31 protein-coding genes are annotated in these 24,117 nt (G+C 72.6%); 18 read left to right on the plus strand and 13 right to left on the minus strand.

Annotated features, from left to right (window positions below):
• Positions 1–36 precede the first annotated feature (36 nt).
• The gene (locus ABZU74_RS09225) at positions 37–255 is read right to left on the minus strand and encodes a DUF3039 domain-containing protein (RefSeq protein ID WP_007456912.1); all 219 of its coding nucleotides are present in this window, start codon (positions 253–255) and stop codon (positions 37–39) included.
• 88 nt (positions 256–343) lie between these two features.
• Here ABZU74_RS09225 and ABZU74_RS09230 point away from each other — a divergent pair, with 88 nt between their 5' ends.
• Both ABZU74_RS09230 and ABZU74_RS09235 read left to right on the plus strand, forming a co-directional pair.
• On the plus strand, positions 344–1,279 hold the full coding sequence (locus ABZU74_RS09230) for a pseudouridine-5'-phosphate glycosidase (protein ID WP_355420195.1): 936 nt from the start codon (positions 344–346) through the stop codon (positions 1,277–1,279).
• Entirely contained in the window at positions 1,276–2,175 is a 900-nt protein-coding gene (locus ABZU74_RS09235; protein WP_355420197.1) for a PfkB family carbohydrate kinase, read from the plus strand. The genes ABZU74_RS09230 and ABZU74_RS09235 overlap by 4 nt, the downstream gene beginning before the upstream one ends.
• 65 nt (positions 2,176–2,240) lie before the next feature.
• On the opposite strand, the gene ABZU74_RS09240 is transcribed toward ABZU74_RS09235, so the two are convergent.
• Positions 2,241–2,600, minus strand: a complete 360-nt coding sequence (locus ABZU74_RS09240) for a DUF3099 domain-containing protein (protein WP_355420200.1) — start codon at positions 2,598–2,600, stop codon at positions 2,241–2,243.
• Between the two features lie 104 nt (positions 2,601–2,704).
• Here ABZU74_RS09240 and ABZU74_RS09245 point away from each other — a divergent pair, with 104 nt between their 5' ends.
• The gene (locus ABZU74_RS09245) at positions 2,705–2,989 is read left to right on the plus strand and encodes a hypothetical protein (RefSeq protein ID WP_355420203.1); all 285 of its coding nucleotides are present in this window, start codon (positions 2,705–2,707) and stop codon (positions 2,987–2,989) included.
• 17 nt (positions 2,990–3,006) lie between these two features.
• Positions 3,007–3,318: a hypothetical protein gene (locus ABZU74_RS09250; protein ID WP_355420538.1), complete on the plus strand. Its 312-nt coding sequence runs from the start codon at positions 3,007–3,009 to the stop codon at positions 3,316–3,318.
• A gap of 28 nt (positions 3,319–3,346) precedes the next feature.
• On the opposite strand, the gene ABZU74_RS09255 is transcribed toward ABZU74_RS09250, so the two are convergent.
• Positions 3,347–3,937 (minus strand): HhH-GPD-type base excision DNA repair protein, encoded by a 591-nt coding sequence (locus tag ABZU74_RS09255; protein ID WP_355420205.1) that lies wholly within the window; start codon positions 3,935–3,937, stop codon positions 3,347–3,349.
• A gap of 95 nt (positions 3,938–4,032) precedes the next feature.
• Between ABZU74_RS09255 and ABZU74_RS09260 the strand changes: the two genes are divergently transcribed.
• Both ABZU74_RS09260 and dtd read left to right on the plus strand, forming a co-directional pair.
• Entirely contained in the window at positions 4,033–5,517 is a 1,485-nt protein-coding gene (locus ABZU74_RS09260) for a methyltransferase (protein ID WP_355420207.1), read from the plus strand.
• Entirely contained in the window at positions 5,517–5,939 is a 423-nt protein-coding gene (gene dtd, locus ABZU74_RS09265; protein ID WP_355420209.1) for a D-aminoacyl-tRNA deacylase, read from the plus strand. The genes ABZU74_RS09260 and dtd overlap by 1 nt, the downstream gene beginning before the upstream one ends.
• A 98-nt stretch (positions 5,940–6,037) precedes the next feature.
• On the opposite strand, the gene ABZU74_RS09270 is transcribed toward dtd, so the two are convergent.
• Complete coding sequence (locus tag ABZU74_RS09270) at positions 6,038–6,826, minus strand: sporulation protein (protein ID WP_355420540.1); 789 nt, start codon at positions 6,824–6,826, stop codon at positions 6,038–6,040.
• Positions 6,827–7,069: 243 nt separating this feature from the next.
• Here ABZU74_RS09270 and sigB point away from each other — a divergent pair, with 243 nt between their 5' ends.
• The 4 genes from sigB (at position 7,070) to ABZU74_RS09290 (ending at position 9,482) form a co-directional block, all read left to right on the plus strand.
• Positions 7,070–8,074 carry an RNA polymerase sigma factor SigB gene (gene sigB, locus ABZU74_RS09275; RefSeq protein ID WP_355420212.1) on the plus strand — a complete coding sequence of 335 codons (1,005 nt, stop codon included), beginning with the start codon at positions 7,070–7,072 and terminating at the stop codon, positions 8,072–8,074.
• A gap of 123 nt (positions 8,075–8,197) precedes the next feature.
• The gene (locus tag ABZU74_RS09280; RefSeq protein ID WP_355420215.1) at positions 8,198–8,575 is read left to right on the plus strand and encodes a metalloregulator ArsR/SmtB family transcription factor; all 378 of its coding nucleotides are present in this window, start codon (positions 8,198–8,200) and stop codon (positions 8,573–8,575) included.
• 5 nt (positions 8,576–8,580) lie between these two features.
• Positions 8,581–9,078, plus strand: a complete 498-nt coding sequence (locus ABZU74_RS09285; protein ID WP_355420542.1) for an SRPBCC domain-containing protein — start codon at positions 8,581–8,583, stop codon at positions 9,076–9,078.
• Complete coding sequence (locus ABZU74_RS09290; protein WP_355420217.1) at positions 9,075–9,482, plus strand: VOC family protein; 408 nt, start codon at positions 9,075–9,077, stop codon at positions 9,480–9,482. Before ABZU74_RS09285 ends, ABZU74_RS09290 begins: the two co-directional genes overlap by 4 nt.
• Before the next feature lie 10 nt (positions 9,483–9,492).
• Here ABZU74_RS09290 and ABZU74_RS09295 read toward each other — a convergent pair whose 3' ends face one another.
• From ABZU74_RS09295 to ABZU74_RS09305, 3 genes are read right to left on the minus strand one after another with little or no spacing between them, the layout of a single operon-like run.
• Positions 9,493–12,048 carry a GNAT family N-acetyltransferase gene (locus ABZU74_RS09295; protein WP_355420220.1) on the minus strand — a complete coding sequence of 852 codons (2,556 nt, stop codon included), beginning with the start codon at positions 12,046–12,048 and terminating at the stop codon, positions 9,493–9,495.
• 24 nt (positions 12,049–12,072) lie between these two features.
• Complete coding sequence (locus tag ABZU74_RS09300; protein ID WP_355420223.1) at positions 12,073–13,254, minus strand: acetoin utilization protein AcuC; 1,182 nt, start codon at positions 13,252–13,254, stop codon at positions 12,073–12,075.
• A 48-nt stretch (positions 13,255–13,302) separates the two neighbouring features.
• Positions 13,303–14,151 carry a sulfurtransferase gene (locus ABZU74_RS09305; protein ID WP_355420226.1) on the minus strand — a complete coding sequence of 283 codons (849 nt, stop codon included), beginning with the start codon at positions 14,149–14,151 and terminating at the stop codon, positions 13,303–13,305.
• A 100-nt stretch (positions 14,152–14,251) separates the two neighbouring features.
• Between ABZU74_RS09305 and ABZU74_RS09310 the strand changes: the two genes are divergently transcribed.
• A complete protein-coding gene (locus ABZU74_RS09310) occupies positions 14,252–14,941 on the plus strand; it encodes a metal-dependent transcriptional regulator (protein ID WP_355420229.1) in 690 nt (229 codons plus the stop codon).
• 19 nt (positions 14,942–14,960) lie between these two features.
• Here the strand turns inward: ABZU74_RS09310 and ABZU74_RS09315 are convergent, their stop codons facing one another.
• The 3 genes from ABZU74_RS09315 to ABZU74_RS09325 all read right to left on the minus strand — a co-directional run bounded on the left by ABZU74_RS09315 (position 14,961) and on the right by ABZU74_RS09325 (position 16,195).
• Entirely contained in the window at positions 14,961–15,509 is a 549-nt protein-coding gene (locus tag ABZU74_RS09315) for a hypothetical protein (protein WP_355420231.1), read from the minus strand.
• Positions 15,510–15,607: 98 nt separating this feature from the next.
• Positions 15,608–15,862: a DUF5522 domain-containing protein gene (locus ABZU74_RS09320; RefSeq protein ID WP_355420234.1), complete on the minus strand. Its 255-nt coding sequence runs from the start codon at positions 15,860–15,862 to the stop codon at positions 15,608–15,610.
• 30 nt (positions 15,863–15,892) lie between these two features.
• Positions 15,893–16,195 (minus strand): hypothetical protein, encoded by a 303-nt coding sequence (locus ABZU74_RS09325; RefSeq protein ID WP_355420237.1) that lies wholly within the window; start codon positions 16,193–16,195, stop codon positions 15,893–15,895.
• A 25-nt stretch (positions 16,196–16,220) separates the two neighbouring features.
• On the opposite strand from ABZU74_RS09325, the gene ABZU74_RS09330 reads away from it, so the two are divergent.
• Genes ABZU74_RS09330 through ABZU74_RS09345 form a run of 4 tightly spaced genes read left to right on the plus strand, consistent with a single transcriptional unit; the run spans position 16,221 to position 18,621 of the window.
• Positions 16,221–16,784: a dihydrofolate reductase family protein gene (locus ABZU74_RS09330; RefSeq protein ID WP_355420239.1), complete on the plus strand. Its 564-nt coding sequence runs from the start codon at positions 16,221–16,223 to the stop codon at positions 16,782–16,784.
• 3 nt (positions 16,785–16,787) lie between these two features.
• Positions 16,788–17,645 (plus strand): alpha/beta hydrolase, encoded by an 858-nt coding sequence (locus ABZU74_RS09335; protein WP_355420242.1) that lies wholly within the window; start codon positions 16,788–16,790, stop codon positions 17,643–17,645.
• A gap of 33 nt (positions 17,646–17,678) precedes the next feature.
• Entirely contained in the window at positions 17,679–17,861 is a 183-nt protein-coding gene (locus ABZU74_RS09340) for a MerR family DNA-binding transcriptional regulator (protein WP_355420244.1), read from the plus strand.
• A complete protein-coding gene (locus ABZU74_RS09345; RefSeq protein ID WP_355420247.1) occupies positions 17,827–18,621 on the plus strand; it encodes a MerR family transcriptional regulator in 795 nt (264 codons plus the stop codon). Before ABZU74_RS09340 ends, ABZU74_RS09345 begins: the two co-directional genes overlap by 35 nt.
• A 48-nt stretch (positions 18,622–18,669) precedes the next feature.
• Here the strand turns inward: ABZU74_RS09345 and ABZU74_RS09350 are convergent, their stop codons facing one another.
• The gene (locus ABZU74_RS09350) at positions 18,670–19,605 is read right to left on the minus strand and encodes a DUF2332 domain-containing protein (protein WP_355420250.1); all 936 of its coding nucleotides are present in this window, start codon (positions 19,603–19,605) and stop codon (positions 18,670–18,672) included.
• Positions 19,606–19,751: 146 nt separating this feature from the next.
• Here ABZU74_RS09350 and ABZU74_RS09355 point away from each other — a divergent pair, with 146 nt between their 5' ends.
• Positions 19,752–20,864: an FAD-dependent monooxygenase gene (locus tag ABZU74_RS09355; RefSeq protein WP_355420253.1), complete on the plus strand. Its 1,113-nt coding sequence runs from the start codon at positions 19,752–19,754 to the stop codon at positions 20,862–20,864.
• 35 nt (positions 20,865–20,899) lie between these two features.
• Here the strand turns inward: ABZU74_RS09355 and ABZU74_RS09360 are convergent, their stop codons facing one another.
• Together ABZU74_RS09360 and ABZU74_RS09365 are read right to left on the minus strand one after the other, a co-directional pair.
• The gene (locus ABZU74_RS09360) at positions 20,900–21,865 is read right to left on the minus strand and encodes a CU044_5270 family protein (RefSeq protein WP_355420255.1); all 966 of its coding nucleotides are present in this window, start codon (positions 21,863–21,865) and stop codon (positions 20,900–20,902) included.
• A 16-nt stretch (positions 21,866–21,881) separates the two neighbouring features.
• Positions 21,882–22,451 carry a sigma-70 family RNA polymerase sigma factor gene (locus ABZU74_RS09365; protein WP_355420258.1) on the minus strand — a complete coding sequence of 190 codons (570 nt, stop codon included), beginning with the start codon at positions 22,449–22,451 and terminating at the stop codon, positions 21,882–21,884.
• Between the two features lie 86 nt (positions 22,452–22,537).
• Here ABZU74_RS09365 and ABZU74_RS09370 point away from each other — a divergent pair, with 86 nt between their 5' ends.
• Together ABZU74_RS09370 and ABZU74_RS09375 are read left to right on the plus strand one after the other, a co-directional pair.
• Positions 22,538–22,849: an NIPSNAP family protein gene (locus tag ABZU74_RS09370; protein WP_355420261.1), complete on the plus strand. Its 312-nt coding sequence runs from the start codon at positions 22,538–22,540 to the stop codon at positions 22,847–22,849.
• A 162-nt stretch (positions 22,850–23,011) separates the two neighbouring features.
• A complete protein-coding gene (locus ABZU74_RS09375) occupies positions 23,012–23,911 on the plus strand; it encodes a bifunctional 5,10-methylenetetrahydrofolate dehydrogenase/5,10-methenyltetrahydrofolate cyclohydrolase (protein ID WP_355420264.1) in 900 nt (299 codons plus the stop codon).
• Positions 23,912–24,117: the final 206 nt, after the last annotated feature.

Consider the following 24,117-nt stretch of genomic DNA (forward strand, 5'->3'; position numbering starts at 1 on the left):
GCAGGCTACGTCGCCGGCCGGAGCACCGGCCGAGGTTCACTCACGGTACGAGTCGTAGATCTCCTTGCACTTGGGGCAGACCGGCGAACCCGGCTTGGCCGCCTTGGTGACCGGGAAGGTCTCGCCGCAGAGAGCGACGACGAAAGTGCCCATGACGGCGCTTTCGGCGATCTTCTCCTTGCGGACGTAGTGGAACATCTCGGGACCGGTATCGGCGTCCTTCAGCTCCGGACGCTCGAGAACCTCTGTGCTCACGTCTGCACCTCCAACCGACAAGTTTGGCAGGTCATCACGGCCGGGTCCACTTGAGGCCGGCCGTGGCCCCACCCCGTACGGTGCCCGTGTGACTGACTTTCGCATCAGCTACGGCACCGAGGTCGCCGAAGCCCTGCGCGACGGCCGACCCGTCGTCGCGCTGGAGAGCACAATCGTCTCGCACGGTCTGCCCCGCCCGGAGAACCTGCGGGTGGCCAGGGAGATCGAGCGGGCAGTTCGGGACGCCGGGGCCGTTCCGGCGACGATCGGCATGATCGCCGGCACGCTGGTCGTCGGCCTGGACGACGCGCAGCTGACCCGGCTGGCCACCGTCGACGGAGTGACAAAGCTCTCCGTCCGCGACCTCGCGGTGGCGGCCGCGACCGGCGCGGACGGCGCGACCACGGTGGCCGCGACCAGCGCGGTGGCCGCCGCCGTCGGTATCGGCGTGTTCGCCACCGGCGGGCTGGGTGGGGTGCACCGGGAGGCCGCGCACACCTTCGACGAGTCGGCGGACCTGGTCACCCTGGCGCAGACCCCGATCGCTGTGGTCTGCGCCGGGGTCAAGTCGATCCTCGACGTGGGCGCGACGCTGGAGCGCCTGGAGACCCTCGGGGTCGCGGTGGTCGGTTACCGCACCCGCCGGTTCCCCGGCTTCTACCTGACCGACGCCGGCTTCGACCTGGACTGGTCGGTGGACTCGCCGGAGCAGGTTGCCGCCGTGCTCGCCGCCCGGGACGAGCACGCCGTGCACACCGGCGGGCTGCTCATTGCCAACCCGCTGCCGGTCGACGAGCAGCTCGACCCGGAGCTGCACGACCGGACGCTCACCGAGGGCCTGGCCCTGCTGGAGCGGGACGGGATCACCGGAAAGGCCGTCACCCCGTACCTGCTCGCGCACTTCCACTCGGCCACCGAGGGCGCGAGTCTGGCGGTGAACGTGCGGATCATTTTGCGCAACGCCGACCTGGCCGCGCGGATCGCCGTCGCCTCGGCGGCACGCGGCACCGCCGTTCCAGCATGACCCGACCGGCCCGGATGGTAGTCGTCGGGGACGTGATCACCGATGTGGTCGCCGTGCTGTCCGGGCCGCTCGCGGCCGGCTCGGACACCGGGGCCGAGATCAGTCTCGGTGGCGGCGGTCAGGCGGCCAACACCGCCGCCTGGATCGCCGCGCAGCGGGTGGACGTCACGCTGGTCGGCGCCGTCGGCGACGACGACGCCGGCCGGGACCGGGTGGCCGAGCTCGAACGGGCGGGCGTCGACTGCGCGATCGAGCGGGTCGAGGGCGCACCGACCGGCACGGTCATCGTGCTGGCCGCCGACGACGAGCGCACCATGGTCAGCCAGCGGGGCGCGAACCTGCGGCTGAGCGCCGCGCACGTCGAGCGGGCCCTCGCGACGGCACCCGACGCTGGGCATCTGCACCTGTCCGCGTACACCCTGCTGGACGCCGAGTCGCGCGGCGCGGGGATGCGGGCGCTGGCCGCCGCCCGCGAGCGCGGGCTCACCATCAGCGTCGACGCGGCGTCCGCGGCGCCGCTGCGGCGAGTCGGCGCGGCGGCGTTCTTGAGTTGGGTACGCGACATCGACCTGCTTCTGGTCAACGCGGACGAGGCCACGGTGCTGGCCGGCGGGCTGGACCCGGCGGCGCAGGGACGGGCACTGTCGGCGACGGCTCGGCGGGTGGTGGTGAAGCGTGGCGCGGCCGGCGCGGTCTGGGTCGACCGGACCACGCCGGTCTGCGTGGCTCCGGCCCGGCGGGTGGCGGTGGTGGACGTCACGGGCGCGGGCGACGCCTTCGCGGCCGGTCTGCTCACCGCGTGGCTCGCCGGCGCCACCCCGACCGCGGCGTTGAGCCGGGCCACCGACCTGGGCGCGCTTGCCGTCTCGACGGCTGGCGCACGGCCTCAGGCGTGACGGCCGGCGCACGGCCACCGGGCCTGGCGCGGCCGTGACGGATCGAACCCTGGCCCGCTCGCGGGTCAGGGTTCGACGTCGATGACCTTGTGCGGGCGCTCCTCGGCGGTGAGGCTCATCGGTGGGGTGTCGTCCTGGTGGCGGGGGTGGAACCGGTTGGCCAGCCGGTGCTCTTCCTTCGGCGGCCGGTCGTTGGCCAGCAGCACGGCCAGCCAGGGGATGAGCACCATGCCGAGGCCGCACAGCGGCAGCCAGAGCCAGAGCAGTGGGGCGTTCGCACCGACCAGGATCGCGCCGACGATGATGCACAGCACCCGGATGCCCATCATCAGGACATAGCGGCGCTGGCGACTGTTGAGCTGATCGTCCTGGCTGCGCGAGGCGTCGGTGATCAGAATCGGCTGGTACGCCTGACGCTTCACCATGGACCTCCTCGAGGGGGTTACGCCTCATCCTGTCACCGCAGGCCCGTGATCAGCGAACTTCGACCCATCCCGCCGCGTGTTACGTGCGTGGTACGCTCCGCGACGTGGGCAGCAGGTTCAGCTTCACCGACGAGGCGTTGGCCAACCTGAGGGTCTACGACGTCACACCCGGGGAAGTCTGGGAGGCGCTGCACAGCGCCCGACGGGTCATCCGGCATCTGGGTGACGACGTGATGGTGGTCTACGCCGCCGCCCGTCGGGGCCGCCGGTTGGCGGTGCTGCTCGCCGAGGCCGATGGCGCCGACAACGACTGGGACATCCTCTCCGCCCGCGAGCTGAGCGACGTCGAGTCCAAGCGCTACGACGAGGCCGTACGGAGATCTCGCTAGATGAGGAGGCCGTGACGATGCACCGTAACGACGCGACCAAGCAGTTCCACGGCGGCGGCGACCGGATCGCCGATCTGATCGACGAGAGCCCGGCGGCGGAGCTGCCCACTCCCGACACCGACGTGCCGATGGTGAGCCGCTCGGTGCGGCTCCCGCTGGACACCTACGAGCGGGTTCGCGCCGCCGCCGACGCCCGGGGCATCGGGGTCACCACCCTGATGCGCCAGTGGATCGAGGCCGGCCTGGCCGACCTGGACGACTCGGCGACTGTCTCCCTGGCTGACGTCCGGCGCGCGCTGGCCTCGCTGGCGCACCCCACCGCCGCCTGAGCAACCACCCCTCACCAGGCCGGTCGCGTCAGCCGCCGGCGGTCTTCGCCTTGGCGGCCGCCTTCATCTGCTGCTTGAACTCCCGCACCCGACGCAGCGAATCGGCGTCGGTGACGTCGGCCACCGACCGGTACGCGCCCGGGTCGCCGTAGTCCCCGGCCGCCTTCCGCCAGTCCTGCGGGGTCACCCCGAACCGCTTGCCGAGCAGGGCCACGAAGATCTGCGCCTTCTGCTTGCCGAAGCCGGGCAGCGCGGAGACCCGGCGCAGCAGCTCCGGCCCGTCGGCGACCTCGGCCCAGAGCAGCGCCGCGTCACCGTCGTAGCGCTCCACCAGCACCTGGCAGACCTCCTGCACCCGGGCCGCCATCGCCTTCGGAAACCGGTGCAGCGCGGGCGGCTGGGCGAAGAGCGCGACCAGGGCCTCCGGGTCGTACCCGGCCAGCTCCGCCGCGTCCAACTGGTGGCCGAGCCGCTGCTGGAGCACGTACGGCGAGGAGAACGCCTTCTCCATCGCCACTTGTTGATCAAGAACCATGCCGAGGAGCAGGGCCAGCGGGCTGCGCTCCAGCAACCGGTTGGCCTCCGGGTCGATGGGCAGAACGAGCGTCATGCGGACCATCCTGCCTGGCCCACCGACCCGGACCGACACCGACGCTCCGACACCAAGCGGCGGGTGACGCTGACCCGGGACGCAACGGGAGGCAGGATGTCGGGGTGGACGAACACGACATGCTGCTCTCCCCCGCCGGCGTCGACGCGCTGCGGACCGCGCTGACCCGGACCGGATTCACCAGCCACGGCATCGCCGAGCGGCTGGGCGCCCAGGCGACCGCCGCGGTCGCCCGTAACGACTACCGGGCCGCGCTGCGCGCCACCGAGGACGGCGACCCGCTGGGCACCCTGATCCGGGTGTTCATCTGCGACCAGACCGAGCCGGAGGCCGCGGTGGCCGCCGCGCTTGCGCCACTGAGCCTGCGGGAGGCGCTGGCCGGCGGGCTGGTCGAGCGGTACTGCGACGGCCTGCGCGCCGGTGTCGACCTGGAGCCGTACGGCGAGGACTGGTGGGTGCTCGCCGACGTGCCGGCCAGCGCCCGCCCGGGTCGCCCGTTGCACGCCGAGCACGTCCTCGGCATCGGTGGGGCGACCCACACCCTGATCGGCGCGACCATGCGCCGGCCCGTCGACACCGCACTGGACCTGGGCACCGGCTCCGGCGTCCAGGCCCTGCACCTGGCCACCCACGCCCGGTCGGTGACCGCCACCGACCTCTCCGAGCGGGCGCTGCGCTTCGCCGCGACCACCGCCGCCCTCAACGGTCAGGACTGGGAGCTGCTCCGCGGCGATCTGGTCGCCCCGGTGGCCGGTCGGCGGTTCGACCTGGTGGTGAGCAACCCGCCGTTCGTGGTCGGCCCGGGCACCACCACGCACGTGTACCGCGACTCCGGCCGGGTCGGTGACGCGATCGGCGCCGAACTGGCCGCCGCCGCCCCGGGCCTGCTCACCGAGGGCGGCACCATGCAGTACCTGGCGAACTGGGTGCACGTCGCCGGCGAGGAATGGGACGAGCGGGTGGCCGGCTGGTTCGCCGGGACCGGCCTGGACGCCTGGGTGATCCAGCGTGAGGTGGCCGACCCGATGGCGTACGTCGACCTGTGGCTCACCGACGTCGGCGAGACCGCCGACCCGCAACGGATGGCCGCCTGGCTGGACTGGTTCGACGCGCACAAGGTGGAGGGCATCGGCTTCGGCATCGTGTCACTGCGCCGGGGCGGGCACGCCGACCCGGTGGTCCGGGTGGAGGACCTGCGCCAGCGGGTGCAGCCACCGCTGGGCGACCAGGTCGCCGCCTGGTTCGACCGCGGGGACTTTCTCCGGGTACGCGACACCGAGGCGTTGCTCGCCGAGCGCTACCGGGCCGCCGAGGGCCTCCAGCTGCGGCAGGAGGCCACCATGGGCGACGAGGGCTGGGGGGTGGATCGGCAGGTACTGGTGATGCCGCACGGCCTGCGCTGGACCGAGGAGATCGACCCGCTGGTGCTGGCGCTGGTCGGTGGCGCCGACGGCCGGCTGCCGCTGCGTGACCAGCTCGCCCTGCTCGCCGCCGCGCACGACGTCGAGCCCGACGAGATGGCCGAGGCCGCCGGCCCGATCGTGGCGCACCTGGTGGAGCGCGGCTTCATCGAGCCGGTGAGCGCCTGATGCGGGCGGTGGTGCAGACCGTCGGCCGGGCCAGCGTGACGGTCGACGGCGAGGTGGTCGGTGCCATCGAGAACGGTCTGCTGGTGTTGCTCGGGGTGACCCACACCGACACCGCTCAGACCGCTCAGACGATGGCCCGCAAGGTGCACGAGGTGCGCATCCTGGACGGTGAACGGTCCGCCGCCGACACCGGCGCGCCGATCCTGGTGGTCAGCCAGTTCACCCTCTACGGCGACGTCCGCAAGGGCCGCCGACCGAGCTGGACCGCTGCCGCCCCCGCCGAGGTCGCCGAACCACTGGTGACAGCGGTCGTCGACGCGCTGCGCCAACGGGGTGCCAAGGTCGAGACCGGCCGCTTCCGCGCCCACATGCTGGTCGAGAGCATCAACATAGGCCCCCAAACCCTCCTCCTAGACCTCTAACCCCGGCCCCTGTCCCCGCCTCCGCCCCCGCCATGTCGTGGCAATAACTTCATGATCAACGGGACGGGGCCGGGGGGCGGGGCGGGAGTGGGGTGGGGTTAGGAGAAGAGGCCTCGGCGGGACAGGGACTGGCGGAGCCAGTTGTCGAGTTCGGCGGTCCAGTCGGTGCGGTCGGCGGTGGCGTGGTCGACAGTGAACCGGCCGAAGGCGTCCCGGCCCTCCGTGAAGACACCGCCGCGCTTGTCGACCTCCAGCACCACCTGCATCTGCTGCGCGTCGGCGATGAAGGTGACCTCCAACTGGTTGATCGAGCGGGCGTACTGCGGCGCCGGGCTGAACTCGATTTCCTGGTAGAACGGCAACGTCTGGCGTACGCCGTAGATGTGACCGCGCTCCACATCGGCGCGGGCGAACCGGAAGCCCAGCCGCAGCAGCGCGTCCAGCAGTCGCTCCTGCGCCGGCAACGGGTGCACCGACACGGCGTCAAGGTCACCCTTGTCGACAGCGCGGGCGACTTCCAGCTCGGTACGCAGCCCCATCGTCATGCCGTGCAGGTGCTGCCCGTACAGCTCGGTGACCGGTGTCTCCCACGGGACCGCGAAGCGGAACGGGAGGTCGTAGCGCTGCCCCGGCTCCAGCCGGAACGCCCCGGTGACCTGCTGGCGGTGGAACTCCTGAGTGGTGTCGTAGTCGTTGTCGCCGCTCTCGACCTCGACCCGGGTGACCAGGCCGAGGGTGACGTGGTCGATGTCGACCTGGTGGTCGCCGCCCAGCACCTGGATGCGGCCCTCCAACTGGCCGCCCGGTCGGCAGTTCGGGTTGGCCAGCACCGTCTCCACCGACGGGCCGCCGACGCCCATCGCCTTCATAAGCCGCTTGAAGACCACACCGTCCTCCATCTGTCGTCCTCGACCGACCAGAGGTGGCCGGCCGTCCGCAACGTAGCCGGGGCGGGCAACCACACACCGGGACGACACACCGCACCAGCGATCCGACGCAATTCCTGTCGGGTGCCCGATCGCCTCACTCCCGTTTTACGCCCCGCCCGCCAAGCTGTTGTCACACCGGCACCACTGGGCCGGGAACACGGCACCGACGTGGAACGGGGAGAGACAGAGATGGTCCTGCAGATGACGGAACACCGGACGCGCCCGGCCACCACGACCGACACCGACGGGGCCTCCGAGGCCCTCGTCGACCTGGACGCCACCGACGAGCGCGGCATCTCCACCGACCTGGTCCGGGCCTACCTCAACGGAATCGGCCGGACGAAGCTGCTGACCGCCGCGCAGGAGGTCGACCTGGCCCGGCGCATCGAGGCCGGCCTGTTCGCCGACGAGAAGTTGGCCACCTGCACCCCGGTCTCCGCGGAGCTGCGGGCCGACCTGGAGCTGATCGTCGCGGAGGGTCGGGCGGCCAAGGACCACCTGTTGGAGGCGAACCTGCGGCTGGTGGTCAGCATCGCCAAGCGCTACACCGGCCGCGGCATGGCCTTCCTCGACCTGATCCAGGAGGGCAACCTCGGTCTGATCCGGGCCGTGGAGAAGTTCGACTACGCCAAGGGCTACAAGTTCTCCACGTACGCCACCTGGTGGATCCGCCAGGCCATCACCCGCGCCATGGCCGACCAGGCCCGCACCATCCGCATCCCGGTGCACATGGTCGAGCAGGTCAACCGGATGGTCCGGGCCCGCCGCGAGCTGGCGGTGACGCTGGGCCGCGAACCAACGGTGGCCGAGGTGGCCCGCGCGCTGGAGATCCCCGAGATCCAGGTCATCGAGCTGATCTCCTACGACCGGGAGCCGGTGAGTCTGGACCAGGCCGTCGGAGACGACGGTGAGAGCGCGCTCGGCGACTTCGTGGCCTCGGTGGACCCGCGCACCGAGCCGGGCGACACCGCCGTCCAGGGCGAGCTGCGCAACGAGGTCAGCATCGTGCTCTCGACCCTGTCCCAGCGGGAGCAGGCGGTCATCCGGCTCCGGTTCGGCCTGGACGACGGCCGGCAGCGCACCCTGGACGAGGTCGGCCGGGAGTTCGGCCTGTCCCGGGAGCGGATCCGGCAGATCGAGAAGGTGACGCTGCTGAAGCTGCGCGCCCCGGAGCGGGCGCAGCGCCTGGAGGCGTACGCCTGCTGACGCACCTGGTTCCCACGGAAGGCCCCGGCGGTTCGCCGGGGCCTTCCGTGCTGTCGGGGTGCTTGACGGCGGCCGCGAGCTGCGATAAAACCAAGTGGTTATTTAACCAGGAGGTTATGGGCGATGGATGCGGAGCTGTTGGACGCGACCTTCGCGGCGCTGGCCCACCCGACCCGGCGGGCCATCCTCGCCCGGCTCGCGCTGAGCGAGGCCACCGTGACGGAGTTGGCGGAGCCCTTCGAGATGAGCCAACCGGCCATCTCCAAGCACCTCAGGGTGCTGGAACGCGCCGGTCTCGTCAGCCGGGGGCGGGACGCCCAGCGCCGACCGTGCCGGTTGGAGGCCCAACCGCTATGGGACGCGGTGGCCTGGCTCGCCGACTACCGCGACTACTGGGCGGAGAGCTACCAGCGCCTCGACGCCCTGCTCGACGAACTCCAAGCCGTCGACCGCACCGACGGCGAGGGTCGGCCCACCCGACCGGACGGAATGGTTCGGTGACCGGCATCGAGGACGCGCTCGTCGTACACGCCCCGGGCGACCGGGAGATCGTGCTGAGTCGACTGTTCGAGGCACCGGCGCGGTTGGTGTTCGCCGCCTTCACCCAACCCGAACTGCTGGTCCGGTGGTACGGCGCACGCGGCTGGAGGCTGACCGAGTGCGACGTCGACCTGCGGGTCGATGGACGGTGGCGGTTCGTGTCACTGGGTCCGGAGGGCGCCCGGATGGTCCAGGCCGGGGTCTACCGGCACGTCGAGCCACCGCACCGGCTGGTCTACACCGAACTCTTCGACGACCAGTCCTATCCGGGCGAGACGGTGGTCAGCCACGAGTTCTCCGAGGTGGCCGGGCTAACGACAGTCACCACCACCCTGCTCTACGCCACCGCGGCAGGGCGGGACACGGTGCTGCGCTACCCGATGGCCCGGGGCGTCGGGCAGAGCTTCACGCGGCTCGCCGAGCTGCTGGTTTCGACAGCGACGACAGAAGGAGAACAACCATGAACTGGACGTTGGAAGTGGTGATCGTGCCGGTCTGCGATGTGGACCGGGCCAAGAAGTTCTACGCCGACCAGCTCGGGTTCACTGTTGACCACGACACCGTGATCAACGACGAGGCGCGCATCGTCCAGCTGACCCCGCCGGGCTCCGGCTGCTCGATCGTGATCGGCAAGGGCGTCATCCCCGACATGTCGCCGGGCTCGCTCAAGGGCCTGCAACTGGTGGTGCCCGACCTGAAGCGGGCCCACGAGGAACTGGTCGGGCGGGGTGTGGAGGTCAGCGAGATCCAGGTGGTGGGTCAGAACCCCCGGCCGGTGCCGGATCCGCTGGACAACGTCGGCTTCGTCTTCTTCGCCGACCCGGACGGCAACACCTGGGGTGTCCAGCAGATCTCCAGCCGCGCCTGACCGGGCCCGCTCACAGGCGACGGGGGCCGGTGTCCGGGCGGGCGACGACGCCACCCACACCCACCTGGGCGTGCAGGACGGAGATGCCGTCCGGGCGGGCGAGCACCGGGTTGAGGGTCAGCGACCGCACCCGGGGTTGTTCGTCGGCGAGCTGACCCACCCGCAGCAGCAGGTCGGCCAGGGCCGCCCGATCGACCGGCGCGGCCCCCCGGTGCCCGCGCAGCAGCGGCGCCGCCCGGGGCTCGTCGACCAGCTCGGCCGCGTCCCGGCCGGTCAGCGGCACCGACCGCCAGGCCCGATCGCCGAGCAGCTCGGTGGCGACCCCACCGAGGCCGAAGCCGACCACCGGCCCGAACGCGGGGTCTTCCACCACCTCCACCACGCAGGCCACCCCGGGCGGGACCATCGGCTGGACCAGCGCGTCCGCGCCGAAGGTCGCCGCCAGGTCGACGTACGCGCGACGGAGGGTCGGCTCGTCGGGCAGGTCGAGCCGGACCGCGCCGAGGTCGAGCCGGTGCCGCAGCCCGGGGGCGGCCGCCTTGAGCGCCACCGGGAAACCCAGCCGCGCCGCCGCCTCGACCGCCGCGTCGGCCGAGTCGACGGGCACCGAGGCCACCACGTCGATGCCGTACGAGGCCAGCAGCGCGCCCGGGTCGGTGGTGTCGGCCCGAAGCGCGGCCTGCGCGGCGGCCCGATCGAGGCCGGGCAGCTCCGGTGCCACCCCGGGCGGACGGCGTAGCCACTCGGCGTACCGGTGTGCATGGGCGAGCGCGCGGACCGCCTCCTCCACGCCGCCGTACGCCGGGACCCCCGGCGGCAGCCGCCCGACCAGGAACGTCGCCACTGTCGGCTTGCCCAGCGCCAGGGCGGCCGGCAGCGCGGCGGTCACGTCCGCGTCCACATCGGTCAGCTGGCCGGGTAGCGGCGGGGCGAAGACCGCCACCAGCGCGTCCACCCGTTCGTCGGCGGCCGTCTCGGCGAGCGCGGCGGCGAACTCGGCGGCACCGGCGCTCGGCCCGACGTCACGCGGATAACCGTCAGCCACGCTGAGGCCGTGCCCGACGCAGGCGGTCGCGGCGAGGCCGGTGAGGGCTGAGGAGTTACCGACCACACCGACCCGGCCGCCGGCCGGCAACGGCTGATTGGCCAGCAGCACCCCCACGTCGAGCAACTCCGGCACGGTGTCCACCCGGATCACCCCGGACTGGGCGAAGAGCGCGGCCACCGCCACCTCGTCCGGCCCTGCGGCGTCACCGACCCCGGGCGGGCGGGCCGGCGAGGCGAGCGCCACGACCGGTTTGGCCCGGCCGATCCGCCGGGCCAGTCGGGCGAACTTGCGCGGGTTCCCGAAGGTCTCCAGGTAGAGCATGATCACGTCGGTGCCGATGTCGTCCTGCCAGTACTGCAGCAGGTCGTTGCCGGAGACGTCGGCCCGGTTGCCGGCCGAGACGAAGCTGGACAGCCCGAGGCCCCGCCGGTCCGCCTCGGCGAGCAGCGCCACCCCGAACGCGCCGGACTGACTGAAGATGCCGACCCGACCGGCCGGCGGCAGCGCCGGGGCGAGCGTGGCGTTGAGGCGTACCGTCGGGTCGGTGTTGGCCACGCCCAGACAGTTCGGGCCGACGACCCGCATTCCGGCCGCGTGCGCCGCGCGGACCAGCGCCCGCTGGGTGGCCGCGCCCTCCGGGCCGGCCTCGGCGAAGCCAGCCGAGATGACCACCAGGCCGTGCACCCCCGCGGCGGCGGCGTCGGCGACCACCGCTGTCGCCGCCTCCGGTGGGACCGCCACCACGGCCAGGTCCACCGGCGCTCCGGCGTCCACCGCCGATGGGTACGCGGGCAGGCCCGCCACCGTCGACGCGCTCGGATGCACCGGCACCACCGCACCGGTGAACCCGCCGTCCCGCAGGTGCCCGAGCACCGCCGCGCCGACGCCCTGGCCGGTGGCGCTGGCCCCGTAGACGACGATGCCGCGCGGGGCGAGCAGCCGGGCGATCGAACGGGCCTCGGTGCGGTGCTCCCGGCCGCGCTGCACCTCCAGGCTGGCCTCGGTGGGCGCGATGGGGAAACTCAGGTGCACCACGCCGTCGGCGTACTCGCGCTGGACCTGGTAGCCGAAATCCGCGAAGACCCGCAGCATCGTCCCGTTTGCCGGCAGCACCTCCGCGACGAAGCTCATGATGTCGTTGCGGCGGGCCGCGTCGGCCAGGTGTTCCATCAGCACCGAGCCGATTCCCCGACCCTGGTAGGCGTCCTCCACCACGAAGGCCACCTCCGCCTCGGGAGCCTGCGGGCCGAGCCGCTCGTACCGGCCGACAGCGACGATCTGGTCGGCGGCCAGCACCACGAACGCCTCCCGGTCGTGGTGGTCCACTGTGACGAAACGGACCAGATCCCGTTCCGGGATGCGCGGGTACGGCGAGAAGTACCGCAGATAGCGGGTGCGCTCGGAGAACCGGCTGTGCATCGCCACGATGCCCGGCGCGTCTGCCGGGTCGATCGGTCGCAACTGGACCGTGCTGCCGTCGCTCAGCAGCACGTCGACCGGCTGGCCCACGGTCGTCACCGGACGGCCCCTCCCCGGCCCGGCTCAGTCCCGCGGATCGTGCGGGTCGAGCCCGAGCAGCGGGAAGACCGTCTTGCGGGTGGCCGTGATCGCCCGGTCCACCGCGTTCGGCTCCCCGGTCGGCTGCCACGGCTCGTACGACGGGTCGGCGTCGTCGGTCATCCGCAGTGGCACCTCCCGGCCCAGACGACGGGAGGCGACCAGATCCCGCCAGGCCGGCGGGGTGAGCGTGGCCGGGTCGATGGGGTCACCGGTGGCGACGGCCAGCAGGTGACTCCAGGCCCGGGGCACCACCTCGACGAGCGCGTAACCGCCGCCGCCGGTGGCCACCCAACGGCCGTCGCACAACTCGTCGGCGAGCGCCCGCATCGCCAGGTAGGTGGCCCGCTGCCCGTCCACAGTGAGGTTCAGATCGGCGAGCGGGTCAAGCCGGTGCCCGTCGGCGCCGCACTGGCTGAACAGCACCTGCGGCCGGAACGCGCGCAGCACCGACGGCACGATCGCGTGGAAGGCCCGCTGCCAGCCGCTGTCGTCCACACCCGGCGGCAACGGCATGTTGACAGCGCTGCCCTGCGCGCCCGGCCCACCCGTCTCGTCCGGGAAACCGGTGCCCGGGAAGAGCGCCAGCGGGGTCTCGTGCAGGCTGACCGTGAGCACCCGCGGGTCGTCCCAGAAGATGTCCTGCACCCCGTCGCCGTGGTGCACGTCGACGTCCACGTACGCGACCCGCTCGGCGCCCAGGTCGAGCAGGCGGGCGATGGCCACCGCGGGGTCGTTGTAGACACAGAAGCCGGACGCTCGGGCGGCCATCGCGTGGTGCAGCCCACCGGCCACGTTCACCGCCCGTCGGGCGTCGCCACGCCAGACCGCCTCGGCGGCGGCCACCGTCGCGCCGGCGATGAGCGCGCTGGACTCGTGCATCCCCTCGAAGACCGGGTTGTCGGAGGTGCCCAGACCGTACCCGGCGAAGAGCGGGTCGCGCGGCGCGTTGCGCACCGCGGCGAGGTAGGCCGGATCGTGCACCCGGGTGAGCAGGGCGTCGTCGGCGGGCTCCGGCTTGACCAGCCGCACCCCTGGACGGTGCAGGATGCCCAGCTCGCGGGCGAGCGCAATGGTCAGCTCCACCCGGACCGGGTCGAGCGGATGGTCACCCATGTCGTAGGCGAGCAGCGACTCGTCCCACACCACCACCGTGTCGTCGGACATGAGCCCATCGTCGCACGAGGACCGACGCCGGCCCACCGCACGCGCTGGTCAGCGGCCGGGTGTCGACCCGGAGGCGACCGGCCGGGCCGGGTCGGCGACCCAGTTGCTCCACGATCCAACGTAGAGCGCGGCGTCCGTACGGCCGGCCAGGTGCAGCGCGAGCACCGCCTGTGCGGCGGTCACCCCCGAGCCGCAGTACGCCCCGACGGCTCGCCCCTCGGTCACCCCGGCGGCGGCGAACCGCTCGCTCAACAGGTCGGCGGCCAGGAATCGGCCGTCCGGTCCGACGTATTCCCCGGCGGGCAGGTTCGCCGCTCCCGGCACGTGCCCGGCGACCGGGTCGATCGGCTCGACCTCACCCCGGTAGCGCGGCGCCGCCCGGACGTCGAGCAGCACGGCGTCGTCCGCGGCGGCCTGCCCCGCATCGAGCACCGGGAGATCACCGGGGCGCACCACGACGTCACCGGGGGGTGGGGCGGGCGGGTCGGTGGAGACGGGCCGGCCGGCGCCGACCCAGGCCGGGAAGCCGCCGTGCAGCAGGCGCACCGGGCGGTGCCCCGCCCAGCGCAGCGTCCACCAGGCCCGCGCGGCGGCCATGCCGTCGCCGCCGTCGTACACCACCACCGGGTGACCGGCGCGGACGCCGGCGGCCCGGAGCGCGGCCTGCAACGCGGCCGGGTCGGGCAGGGGGTGCCGACCGCCCGCGCCCGGCGCCCCACAGAGCGCGGTGTCCAGGTCGACGAAGACCGCCCCGGGCAGGTGGCCGGCGAGGTAGTCGTCGCGGCCGGGCGGGCCGATGAGCCGCCAGCGGACATCGAGCAGGGTGGGCGGATCGGCCTGGCCGAGCTCGGCGACGAGCTGATCGACCTCGACCAACGGCCCCTGGGTACCGGACATGGCGACCATCCAACACCATTCGCGTAGACGGCACGCGGTTCGGCGGCGGTCGCCACTCGTTCACCGGGGTAACATCGTGCACCGGAGGGCCGCTGACCTTATGAAGTCTCACGACCTGGTCGATACGACCGAAATGTACCTGCGCACCATCCTTGAGCTGGAAGAGGAAGGGGTGCCGCCGCTGCGTGCCCGCATCGCCGAGAGGCTGCAGCAGAGTGGCCCCACAGTGAGCCAGACCGTCGCCCGGATGGAGCGCGACGGCCTGCTCACCGTCGAGGGAGACCGGCACCTGGCGCTCACCGCCCAGGGGCGCGGCAGCGCCGTGTCGGTGATGCGCAAGCACCGCCTCGCCGAGCTGCTGCTGGTCAACGTCATCGGGATGCCCTACGAGGAGGCCCACGAGGAGGCCTGCCGCTGGGAGCACGTGATGAGCGACGCGGTGGAGAAGCGGGTCTACGACCTGCTCAACCGGCCGACCCGCTCCCCGTACGGCAACCCGATCCCGGGGCTACAGGAGCTGGGTTCGCCGGCGGTGGAGACCACCGAGGCCGCCGAGGGCGAGCGCAACCTGGCCTTCCCGGGCCTGTCCGGGCCGGTCGTGGTGCGCCGGATCTGCGAGAGCGTGCAGAAGGACGCCGACGTGCTGCGGCAACTGCACGCCGCCGGTGTCGACCCGGGCGCCACGGTGACAGTGGCTCAGGAGCGCGACGGAGTGTCGATCGACCGCTCCGGTGACCGGGTGCGGCTGCCCCGCGAGGTCGCCTCCCGGGTCTTCGTCGCCGCCAACTGACCAACCGGGTGCCCGGGCGTCACAACGCCCGGGTGTCCACCTTTTTCGCCAGCGTCGCCAGGTCGCCGGTCAGCTTCTCCACCGCCGAGCGCTCACTGCCACGGGCCGCGGTCCAGCTCACCGTGGCCAGCCGTCCGTCGGCGGCCAACCAGCCCACCTCGGCGACCGGCCCGCGCCCGCTCGCCGCGGCGGTGGTCCGCTTGTACGCCTGCTGACCCAGCCCGGTGACCTTCGCCGCCTTGTCCGGCACCACGTCCGCGCCGAAGCTGGCCTTGTCGATCGTGGTTTCGGTCACGCTGAGCGTCAACTCCGGCAGGGTCGCACCCTCAGCCCGGGCCACGCAGGTGTGGGTGTCGCCCTGTTCGCTGGCCGCCGCCACGTCGAAGCGGACCTTCACCACCTGCTCGATCACCGCGAAGTCCAGCAGACGGCACGCGCCGCCCGCGGAGGCCGCCGCCGCGTCCACCGCGATCGGCACCGGCGGCGGCACCGCCACCGGTTCCGCCTCGTCGGCGCAGCCACTCACCAGCAGCCCGGCCAGCCCGACGACCACGATCCGACCGCGCACATTCCACCCTCTCGCCGACCGACGGCGGAAGGTGCCCGCCTGCTGTCCGTCGGACACCGTACGGGGTGTCGGTGTCGTGCGAAAGCCCCCGCTGACGGCTATTCCGACGGTGCGTCATCCACGTACGGGCAGTGCCGGCAGCCGCGCCCGCAGCACGTGCCACGGCGGGCCAGGAACTCGGCGCTGAGCACGAACAGCCCGGTCGCCGGGTCGAGGTAACCGGCCTCACCGGCAGCCAGCGCGGCGGTGTGCGCGGCGAGGATCCGGGCCCGGTCGGGATGGTCGGACGGCAGCCGGGACGGGTGCGGCTCGGTGAGCGGCCGATCGGCCAGGGGTCGTCGCTCTCCGGTCACCGCAGCAGTCTAGGGACGGCGTGGTCAGGCTCAACCGTGGCGGGCCAGCGCGGCGGCCACCTCGTCGCGGCCGGCGCCCGCGGCGAGAAGGAGGCGCAGCAGCACCCGGGCCTTTACGGGTCGAGCAGCTCCCCGGTTGAGCAGGCCGCGTCGTTGCAGGTCGGTCTCCGAACCGACCGCCCGGTACGTGTGCCGCAGCACCGACCCGGCCCCGGAGCGGGACGTGCGCACGACCGGCATCCGCTCGGCGCCCGGGATGCGACGACGTGCCCCCGGCGTCGTCGCGGCGGGCGGTCGTTTCGTCGTACGGTCCGACGACGATCGGTTCGACACCCGTCGACGCTACGGAGGGGAAACGATGCGGAAGATCGTTGTGCAGATGAGTGTGTCGCTGGACGGGTTCTTCGAGGGCCCGGGCGGCGACATCGGCTGGCACCAGGTCGACGACGAGTTGCACCAGCATTTCAACGACGCGATCGCGCCGATGGGCGGGTTCCTCACCGGCCGGGTCACCCACGAGCTGATGGCCGCCTACTGGCCGACCGCCGACCAGGACCCGACCGCCAGCGGCCCGGAGCGCGAGTTCGCCCGCATCTGGCGGGACATGCCGAAGGTCGTCTACTCGCGCACGCTCGACCACGCCGACTGGAACGCCACAGTGGTGCGCGAGGTCGACGTCGATCAGGTCCGCAGGCTCACCGCCGAGCCGGGCGGCGACCTGGCGCTCGGCGGGGCCGACCTGGCCGCGACGTTCGCCCGGCACGACCTGATCGACGAGTACCGGATCTACGTCCACCCGGTGCTGGTCGGTCGGGGCCGCCGACTCTTCCCCGAGGCGGACGCCCCGACCGGTCTGCGACTCGTGGAGAGCCGCGTCTTCGGCAACGGCGTGGTCCTGCTCCATCATGAGCGGGTCCGCTGACCGATGATCACCACCTTCGACGCGATCGACGGGACCACGCTCGCGTACCGGACCGTCGGAACCGGAGACCCACTGGTCTGTCTGCCGGGCGGGCCGATGCGCGACTCCGCGTACCTCGGTGACCTCGGCGGTCTGGGCGCGCACCGGACGCTGGTCATCCTCGATCCGCGGGGCACCGGCCGGTCGGCGGCCCCGGTGGACGTCTCGACGTGCCGCTGCGACCGCATGGTCGACGATGTGGAGGCTCTGCGCGGGCACCTGGGCCTCGGCCGGCTGGATCTGCTCGGGCACTCCGCCGGCGCCAACCTGGCTCTGCGGTACCTGACCGGGCATCCCGATCGGGTGGGCCGACTCGCGCTGGTCAACCCGAGCATCCGAGCGGTCGGGCTGGAGGTGACCGCAGCGCAGCGTCAGGAGGTCACCCAGGCCCGGGCCGGCGAGCCATGGTTTCCGGTGGCAGCAGCGGCGGTGGAGTCCATCCTCGCGGGTCGAGCCGGGCCAGCCGCCGCGCAGGAGATCGCGCCGTTCCTGTACGGCCGGTGGGACACGGCCGCTCAGGTCCACCAGGCCGCCGAGTCCGGCCAGCGCAACGAGGAACTGGCGCGGGTCTTCAGCTCCGAGGGCGCCTTCGATCCGCCGGCCACCCGTGCGGCGCTCGCCGCACATCGAGGCCCGGTGCTGCTGCTCGCCGGTGCTGTCGACCTGGCCGCGCCGCCGGGCCTGGTGGCCCAGTTCGCCGAGCTGACTCCGCGCGCCGAGCTGGTCGTCCAGCCGGGCGCGGGGCACTACCCGTGGCTGGACGACGCCGAGGCGTTCACCGCGACGGTCGCGGCGTTCCTCGCCGGCTCGGGTGGTGCTTGAGTCTCCACCGGGGGGAGACACGAGGGTGGGGGCATGAGCGGGGAGACGCGGCACACCATCGGCGAGCTGGCCCGACGGACCGGCCTGAGCGTGAAGACCATCCGGTACTACGCCGACAGCGGGATCGTGCCACCGACGGACCGGAGCCCCGGCCGGCTACCGGCGGTACGGCCCGGAGGCCGTGGCCCGGTTGGAGCTGGTCCGGACGCTGCGTGACCTGGGCCTGGACCTGGCCACCATCCGGCGGGTGGTGAACCAGGAGGTGACATTGCCCGAGGTGGCCGCCGCACACGCCGAGGCGTTGGCCGTGCAGATCCGGGTGCTGCGGCTGCGCCAGGCGGTGCTCACCGTCGCGGCGAGGCGCGGTTCGGGCCCGGCCGAGGTGGACGAGCTGCACCGCCTGGCCCAGCTCACCACCCGGGAACGGGGGCAGTTGGTGGCCGACTTCCTGGACAGCGTCTTCGCCGGCCTCGGCGACCAGCCGGCATACCCGGGTGTGATCGTCTCGATGACACCGGAGCTTCCCGAAGACCCCAGCATCGAGCAGGTCGAGGCGTGGCTGGAGTTGGCCGAGCTGTGCCGGGAGCCGGAGTTCCGGGCCCGGATGCGGCGGCTGGCCCGGCAGCACGCCGCCGACCACGACGTCCCGGGGGTGCCCCGCCCGGACGCCGTCGCGGTGGTCCGGGACGCGGTGGCCCCCGCCCTCGCTGTCGGTCTCGACCCGACCAGCCCGGACGCCGATCCGGTGGTCGGGGCCGTCACCGGCCGGTACGCGAGCCTGCACGGTCACCGGGACGACGCCGACCTGCGTCGGCGGTTGCTCGGCCGGCTGGTGCTGGCCAACGACCCCCGGCGAGACCGCTACCTCGACCTGTTGGCGGTGCTCAACGGCTGGTCCACCGGCGATGCGACCGCGCCGGCGGTGGACTGGTTCATCCGGGCCCTGCGCGCCCGGATGCCCGAGCCGGCTCGTTGAGCTGACCCGGCCCCCGGGCCGCTTGGCGGCCGGGGCCGCTTGGCGGCGTCAGCCGAACCAGGTCATCGCCTGGCCGTGGCCTCTGGCCCAGGCCAGCGGCTTCCCGTCGAGCGCGAGGACGTTGTGCAGCGCATCGCTCGGCGGGGCGGGCAGCCCGTCGTACCGGAGCACCTCCGGCCCCTCGTTCGCGACCCAGTGCCCGCGCAGCTCGCGGACCAACCGGACGAATGCGTCCCGGCGCGACGGCGGCACCTGGTAGAGCACGGACGTGTGGAAAACCACAAGCGTCGCATCGGTCGGCGCCCGCGCGGCCAACGCCGGCAGGTCGTCCACCAGGTCACCGCGGACCAGCAGCGGCGGGTCGGCAGCGGCGACCGCCGCCGCGGCCCGCAGCCGGGCCCGCCGGTGGCCGTGCTCCGGCCAGATCAGCGCGTCCAACCAGGACACGTCGTCGGGGTCGGTCACGTCGAGCGGGTTGAGGTCCAGGCCGGCCCGCCACACCACCTGAGGTACGCCTGCCGGCGGCACCAACCCGTTGGCCGCGCAGTCGAGGACCGGCTCACCGGAGCCGACCTCATGGTCGCCGTACCGGTACGCGTACCGGTCGGGGTAGAGGCAGAGCCCGGCCGACGCGCCGACCTCCAGCAGGGCCAGGGGCTGCGGCAGCCCGGCGAGCACCGGCAGCAGGACCGCGCACCGGCCCGCCTCGTTCGTCTGGGTCGCCCGGGTGCGCATCTGCGTCTCGATGGCCGGCCAGTGCGTCACCACGTAGTCGCGGAACGCGGCCGGGTCGTCGACCGGACCACCGAGCCAGCGGACGACGCCGAACAGCAGATTCGGCTGCCGGTTGGCCGGGGGAAGCCCGTCGAGCAGCGTGAGCAGGTCGTCGTCGCGGGCGACGGCCTGCGACAGTCGCTCGTACGTGGGCGACACCCCGCGCGCCTCGCGGCTGCCGAACTCGGCGTACGCCTCAGCGGTCGTCATGCCCTCATCGTCGCAGCCCATTCCTCGGAAATTCAGCCCCCATTCCCGTGCGCTGACTCACCCGCCTCGTAGAGTGCTGCGGCGGTCGGACCGTTGAGCAGCAGCTCAGTGAGGGTTCGGGCCAGGGCAACGGGGAGGAACGTGTCGTGCGGGGTGACGGTGTTCGGGTACTGATCGTCGGCGGAGGTGTCGCCGGCCTGGCGGCGGTGGCCGCGCTGCGCGAGTGGGGCGCGACGATCGACGTCGTCGAGCGGGCGCCCGGGCCGACCGACTCCGGCACCGGGATGTACCTCACCGGCAACGCGACCCGGATGCTCGACGTACTCGGTCTGCGGGAGTCGGTCGCCGACGTCGCCGTGGAGATCAGCCGGCAGCGCAGCGCCAACCAGCGCGGGCGGCGGCTCTTCGACATCGACGTGGCCGCACTGTGGCAGGGCGTGGGGCCGTGCGTGTCGCTGCCCCGGGCGCAGCTGCACCGGGCGCTGCTCGACGGCGTCGGCGACGCCCCGATCCGCTGGGGCCGCCAGCCGGTCGCGCTCCTGCCGGAGGGCGACCAGGTCGCCGTCGAGTTCGACGACGACAGCACCAGCCGGTACGACCTGGTACTCGGCGCGGACGGGGTGAACTCGACGGTCCGCCGGCTCGCCTTCGACGGCCAGGCCGCCCGCGACCTCGGCCAGTACGCGTACCGGTGGGTCGCTCCCCGCATCGACGACGAGCCGGTCTGGTTGGTGCAGTTGGGGCGCGGCAGGCAGTTCCTGACGATCCCGATCAGCGCCGAGCAGACGTACTGCTACTACAACGACGGCCCGGTGGCCGACCGGCCCGGCTGGCGCGACGAGCTGGCCGAGACGTTCACCGAGCCGGCGGCCACCATGCTCAAGGCCCTCGACTACGACGACAGCACCCTGTACGCCGGGCCGAACCAGGAGGTCGTGCTCGACTCTTGGTCCCGGGGGCCGGTGCTGCTGATCGGCGACGCCGCCCACGCCACCTCACCGAACATGGCCCAGGGCGCGGCGATGGCCCTGGAGGACGCCGTCGTGCTCGCCTCGTCGTTGGCCAACTCCGATTCCGTCGCCGACGCGCTGCGTGGTTTCCAAGCGCGGCGGCGCCCACGTACGAACTGGGTGCTCAGTCAGACCCACCGCCGGGACAGGGCCACCGGGCTCCCGCCCGCGCTGCGCGACCTGGTGATGCGCCGTCTCGGCGAGCAGATGTTCCGCTCGAACTACGGCCCCCTGTTCGCCCAGCCCTGACCGGCCGGATCCGGCCGGGACGAGCGCATCGCCGCTCACGGCAGCTGGCCCGGCCGGTCGACGATGGCGATGCGGAGTAGCGCGACAGCGTTGTACAGGGACTCCTTGCCGTTGCGTATCACCGATCCGCGGGTGCCAAGGTAGACGTGGGTGACCCGATCGAAGATGAGATCCGAATTACCGCCGATCACCCCGGGCATCCGGATCGCCACCCCGTGCCGGCCAGCCGCGTCCACCACGTCGCCCGAGATGACGACCGCTCCGGGCTCCCGCGCCAGCACTTCGAACAGCGCCGCGAGCGCTCGGGGCGGCACGTAGCCGTCCAGCATCGACCGCGCGGTGGTGTAGGCCATGCTCTCGCCCCCGTAGACGGCCTCCTCGTCGGCGCCTTCGGGAAGGTGCAGGTCGACCGGGTGTTCCCGAAGGTATGGAAGCAGCTCGTCCGGGTCGGTGGGCAGGTCGCCGTGGTACGCGGGCGGCTGGAACGCGTCGAGCTCCTTCTCGGGATCGGCGGCATCGCCCATGCGGAGCACCCTCAGCTCACCCCACCCGTTCGGATCGGCCTCCGGTCGGTACCGTGCTTGCGTGTACGCGACTCCGCCGGCCGACTGCCACAGTTGGTTCCGGATGGTCTGGTACGGGCCACTGGCTGGCAGCTCACGAATCGTCGCCAGGGATTCCGTGAAGACGTACTGGTCGGGTCGGGCGGTGAGCTCCGGCTGTTGTCGGGCGGCGTCGGCCGCCAGGTGGAAGATCTCCGCCGCGCTGGCCGTGGGGGGCGGCTGATCGCCCAACCTCATGGTCTGGACCACCAGCGCACCGGCGGTCAGCGCGACCGCCAGCCCGAACGCTCCGGCGAGGCGCCAACCGCTGAAGAACCGGCTACGACGTCCGGTGGGACGGGCCGCCGACGCCATCTCGGCCCGGTGGGCGACGTGTGCGGTCAGATCCCGGAGGAGCTGCTCCTCGAAGCCCTGCGGCGACCGTTCGGTCTCGTTCATCGTCATCTCCGTCTCATCAGGCGAGGGTGGTGACCGGGCGGGCGAGCACGGCGCGGACGACGCGGCGGGCGCGATGCAGGCGGACCCGAGCGGCGACCGGCGACACCCCCAGCACGGTCGCGGCCTCCGCGACGGTGAGGCCGTCCACGGCGACGAGTTCGACAAGGATCCGGGTGCCTTCGGGCAGCTCGCTCAACGCCCGGTGGGTGCGGCGGGCCGCCGACTCGGCGTCGATCCGCTCCTCGATGCGGGCGATGTCATCGGAGCCCAGGTCCCGCCGTCCGGCCAGGCGGCCGGTCACCCGCAGCCGCTGGGCCGCCCGACGCCGCTCGTCGCCGATGACGTTGCGGGCCACCCCGTACAGCCAGCCGATCTGGCTACCCCGGTCCGGCCGGTAGCCGGCCGCCGACTCGATCACCGCCAGGAAGACATCTGCGGTGAGGTCGGCGGCGAGGTGCGGGTCGTCGACCCGCCGCGCCACGAACCGGCCCACCGCCTCCAGGTGCCGCCGGTAGAAGACCTCGAAGGCCACCGGGTCGGCTCCGATGCCGGAGATGTCGTCATCGGCGTGGCTCGGCTCATTCACAGGCCGTCCTCCCTCGTAGCCGTCACACCCCTTCTTCGTCAGACGGAGCACGGGTGTTACCGAACACCCGGCCGTAGGGTGACGGCGTGATCACCTGCGTCGTGCACTACACCATCGATCCCTCGCAGATCGAAGCGTTCGAGGACTTCGCCCGGGCATGGATGCGGCTGGTGGCCAAGCACGGTGGCGTGCACCACGGCTACTTCCTGCCCGCCGAGGGCGCCAGCGACAAGGCCGAGGCGCTGTTCAGCTTCGAGAGCCTGGCGGCGTACGAGCGTTACCGCGCACGGTTCGGCAACGACCCGGAGTTCCTCGCGGCGGACAGCATCCGCGACAACTCGGGTTGTGTCGTGCGGTACGAACGAACGTTCATGCGTCCGCTCCTGCCAACCGACTGAGCCCGCCCGGCGCTGAAGGCGGCACTGCTGGTCCAGTTGGGCAACCGCCCTGGTGATGCGGCATCATCAAAGCACCGGCGACTGGCGGCACGGGGATGGTGAAACCATCGGGGAGCCTCTCGCGGGCGTCGACCGCCTGGGCGCCTGCGTCGAGGAACCATCATGACCACGACCAGCCAATCCGCAGGACAGCACACCCCGTCGGGCCTGGCCCGGCTCCTGCCGGGTGCACCCGTCGCCGAAGCCGTCCTGGCCGAGACCGCCGACGCGGCCGCCCGCCTGGGCAGCCGCGGGATCACACCGAGCCTCGCCACCATCCTCGTCGGCGACGACGACGCCAGCGCCGGCTACATCGCCATCAAGCAGCGTCAGGCCGCCGCGCTCGGGTTCGCCTCCCCGCACGTCCATCTGCCTGCCACCGCCACCCAGGCCGAACTGCACCAGGCCATTGCCCGGTTCAACACCGACCCGGCCGTGCACGGGCTGCTCGTGCAGTACCCCGTGCCGGGACATCTGGACTACGACGCGGCGCTGCAGACCATCGACCCGGACAAGGACGTCGACGGGATGCATCCGCTGAACATGGGGCGTCTCGCCGTCGGCCTGCCCGGTCCGCTGCCGTGCACCCCCGCCGGCATCGAAGCCCTCCTGGCGTACTACGAGATCCCCGTCGCCGGTCGTGAGGTCGTCATCCTCGGCCGGGGTGCCACCCTCGGCCGGCCCCTGGCGATGCTGCTCGCCCAGAAGCGCCCGACCGCCAACGCCGCCGTCACCGTCGTCCACACCGGGGTGCCGGACTGGGACCGCTACACCCGCCGCGCCGACATCCTCGTCGCCGCCGCCGGCGTACCCGGGATCGTTCAGCCCGAGCACGTCAAACCGGGCGCCGTCGTCATCGGCGCTGGCGTCCGCTACGAGGGCCGACGCCTCCTGCCGGATGTGGACGAAGCGTGCGCCGCGGTCGCCGGCGCGATCACGCCCCGGGTCGGGGGCGTCGGTCCGACCACCGTCGCGATGCTGTTCCGCAACGCCGTGCGCGCCGCCGAACGCGCGAACCAGTAGCCCAGTTCCGCTGCCACCGCCGAGATCACTTGATGCTGAGTAGTCAGAACGGGTCGTTCACACCTACTCAGCATCAAGTGATCGAGCCGGCTTCCTGCGCTTTGAGATCTCCTCCAGCTGCTGGCGCTGGCGGTGGCGGTGGCGCACCATCTCGCCCAGACGATCCACTGGTGCGAGTTGTCGCTGCGGTGCCCGATAGCAAGAAT

The organism is Micromonospora sp. NPDC005171, assembly GCF_040608575.1.
In the GTDB taxonomy this organism is placed as follows: Bacteria; Actinomycetota; Actinomycetes; order Mycobacteriales; family Micromonosporaceae; genus Micromonospora.